Origin of the sequence: Pseudokineococcus sp. 1T1Z-3 (assembly GCF_037482365.1) — a bacterium.
In the GTDB taxonomy this organism is placed as follows: Bacteria; Actinomycetota; Actinomycetes; order Actinomycetales; family Quadrisphaeraceae; genus Pseudokineococcus.
Map to the genome: position 1 here is coordinate 1 of NZ_JBBHZF010000043.1, position 2,318 is coordinate 2,318.

A 2,318-nucleotide genomic window follows, 5' to 3' on the forward strand; every position below is an offset into this window, starting at 1 on the left:
GAGACCACCGTGGTCTCGGTGACCTTCGACGTCACCGAAGCTGAGTCCGCGGACGCGGCTGGTGCCGCGGCCGTCTCCATCGCCCGCGACGCGCTGACCGCGGCCGGCGTGCCGGTCGCCGGCGACGTGCTGGAGGTCAGCGTGCTGACGTGGGCCGAGCAGGAGCGGCGCCTGGCCGAGCCGAACTTCCCCGAGCTGTTGGGCGTGGCCGAGGTCCAGGAGATGTTCGGCGTCTCCAAGCAGCGCCTGGCCACCCTGCGCAAGCGGCCGGGGTTCCCCGAGCCCATCGCGTCCCTGCGCGCCGGTCCGATCTGGACCGCACCGTCGCTGGTCCGCTTCCTCGAGTCCTGGAACCGCCAGCCTGGACGCCCCCGGACCGCCGCGACCGCGTCGGTCGCGTCGTGAGCCTGGCCGAGCAGGTGCGGCAGCTCCTCGCGCACGCGCGCCGGGAGTCGCCGGCCTGGCGTGGGGAGTGGAGCGTGATGGTCCGTCCCGAGACCTTCGCCCTCCTGGGCCAGGACCTCCGGCCCGGGGTCCTGCGCGACCCCGGAGACCTCAGCCGGGGCATCGAGACCGAGATGATCGACGGCTGCGAGGTCCGCGCGATCGACCTGCGCTGGGACATCGTCATGACCGCCCCGGGTCTGGGCGGGGACCCGCGCACCCTGCCGCCGCACTACTACCTGGACCTGACCACCGGGCAGGTCCACACCTGGACCGAGCACAGCCCGGACCACCTCAACGCCCAGCAGAACCAGGAGAGGCCGTCATGAGCGTCACCACCGTCACCGAGCCGCTGCGGGCCTGGGCCCGCGGCGCCTACGACGCCCAGGCCGGCGTCGAGCTGCTGATCCGCTACGGCCCGGACGGGCAGGTCACCGGGTTCGGGTCCGGCTTCCTGCCGCCGCTGCACCGGTGGCCGGGGGAGGGGGACCGGTGAGCGAGACCACCGACGTCGTCGACGTCTTCGAGGAGGAGGCCGCCGCACTGGCCGGGCCTGTCGGGGACCTGGCGCGTGACCAGTGCCGCCGCGGGGTCCTGTTCGCCCTGAAGATGGCTGCTAAGCCGATAGTGGACGTGGACAGCGGGGCGGTTGTCGGGGAGCCGTTTCTTCGCCCGCCTGTATGGGTGCTCGAAGCTGCCGCCCGCGCCGCCTTCCACCAGGTCCACGACGCCTACTTCGCCCGGATCGAGTACCGCCGTGATGTCGGGGGGGTGCTGCCCGAGGACGAGGAAGTCTGCCTCGACGGCTTCCGCGCCGGCCTCATCGAGATGTGCCGCCGGGACCGGGAGGTCAACGCCCGCAACGACGGGCCCATCCTCCGTGGCCACGTCCGGCACTGGGGCGATGAGGAGGGCCCGCGATGAGCCAGCCCTCCCAGGTCACGGCCTGGCTGCACGGGCAGGCTGGTGAGCGCCGGGTCGAGATGAGCGGATGGGTCGGCCAGCACCCCGGCGACGGTGGGGACCAGGCCCATCTCGTGCTCGCGCCGACCGGGCACGGCGGGGCCGCTGGGATGCGTCAGGTCGCCGAAGCGCTCGGCCTGCAGCAGATCACCGGGCCGCCGGCCCCGGTCCCGGCGTCCCTGGTGCACGTCCTCGTCGAGGACGACGAGCTCGCGCTCGTGCTCTCCGAGGACCAGCAGCTCCGGCGCCCCCTGACCGAGCCGGAGTGGACCGCTGCGGCCACCGCCCGTGGCACGTGCGTCCTGACCGCCGGGACGGACCCCCTACTCGGCGGGCCCACCGGCGACGACTTCGACGCCTGGATCAGACGGACCCAGCGCCTGCGCTGGGGGGTGCTCGACGTCCGCACCGCCTGAGCAAGCCACCCGGGGCGGAGGCGCACCGTCGGGGCGTCGTGCGAACCTGCTGCGCATGGCGGGGGGCGGGTGGAGCGCGGCGGCCCAGCGCCGGCACGACCTGCTCGCCCGATCCGCCGCCACCGACCACACCGGCCACCGGGAGCAGGGCCCCGAGCAGGAGGACCCGCCGGCGACCACGAGGGCGCGCCGGCACTGCTGGGTCGTCCTCGACGAGGACACCGACCCCATGCCCGGTGTCGTCGCGGCATGGCGCCGCACCGACGCCGGCTGGCTGGCCCGGGTGGCCTACCTCGTCGACGAGGCCAGCGGCACGACTGCGACCGCCTGGCTCCCCGCCTCCATGCTCCGCCCCCACGAGTCCAGACCGCCGCCAGAACCGGGCGGCGTCTGAGCCCCCACCGCACAGGAGCCCCACCCGAACCCCAGAACACGAGGAAGGGCCCCGCCACCGGCGGGGCCCTTCCTCGCGCTCACCCCCACAACGGTGGGGAA

General features: G+C 74.4%; 5 protein-coding genes and 1 pseudogene. All 6 read left to right on the forward strand.

Annotated features, from left to right (window positions below; translation table 11 throughout):
* Positions 1-405: pseudogene (locus WDV86_RS16025) on the forward strand (hypothetical protein); the annotation flags it as partial.
* Positions 402-773, forward strand: a complete 372-nt coding sequence (locus tag WDV86_RS16030) for a hypothetical protein (protein WP_339568655.1) — start codon at positions 402-404, stop codon at positions 771-773. The pseudogene WDV86_RS16025 and the gene WDV86_RS16030, both read left to right, overlap by 4 nt.
* Complete coding sequence (locus WDV86_RS16035) at positions 770-940, forward strand: hypothetical protein (RefSeq protein WP_339568656.1); 171 nt, start codon at positions 770-772, stop codon at positions 938-940. The genes WDV86_RS16030 and WDV86_RS16035 overlap by 4 nt, the downstream gene beginning before the upstream one ends.
* Positions 937-1,368: a hypothetical protein gene (locus WDV86_RS16040; RefSeq protein WP_339568657.1), complete on the forward strand. Its 432-nt coding sequence runs from the start codon at positions 937-939 to the stop codon at positions 1,366-1,368. The genes WDV86_RS16035 and WDV86_RS16040 overlap by 4 nt, the downstream gene beginning before the upstream one ends.
* Positions 1,365-1,823, forward strand: a complete 459-nt coding sequence (locus WDV86_RS16045) for a hypothetical protein (protein WP_339568658.1) — start codon at positions 1,365-1,367, stop codon at positions 1,821-1,823. Before WDV86_RS16040 ends, WDV86_RS16045 begins: the two co-directional genes overlap by 4 nt.
* Before the next feature lie 55 nt (positions 1,824-1,878).
* A complete protein-coding gene (locus tag WDV86_RS16050; protein ID WP_339568659.1) occupies positions 1,879-2,217 on the forward strand; it encodes a hypothetical protein in 339 nt (112 codons plus the stop codon).
* Positions 2,218-2,318: the final 101 nt, after the last annotated feature.

Excerpts from the sequence above, each read along its gene's own strand:
- WDV86_RS16045 (WP_339568658.1), top strand. The coding sequence starts at position 1,365 with ATGAGCCAGCCCTCCCAGGTCACGGCCTGGCTGCACGGGCAGGCTGGT.
- WDV86_RS16035 (WP_339568656.1), top strand. The coding sequence starts at position 770 with ATGAGCGTCACCACCGTCACCGAGCCGCTGCGGGCCTGGGCCCGCGGC.
- WDV86_RS16050 (WP_339568659.1), top strand. The coding sequence starts at position 1,879 with ATGGCGGGGGGCGGGTGGAGCGCGGCGGCCCAGCGCCGGCACGACCTG.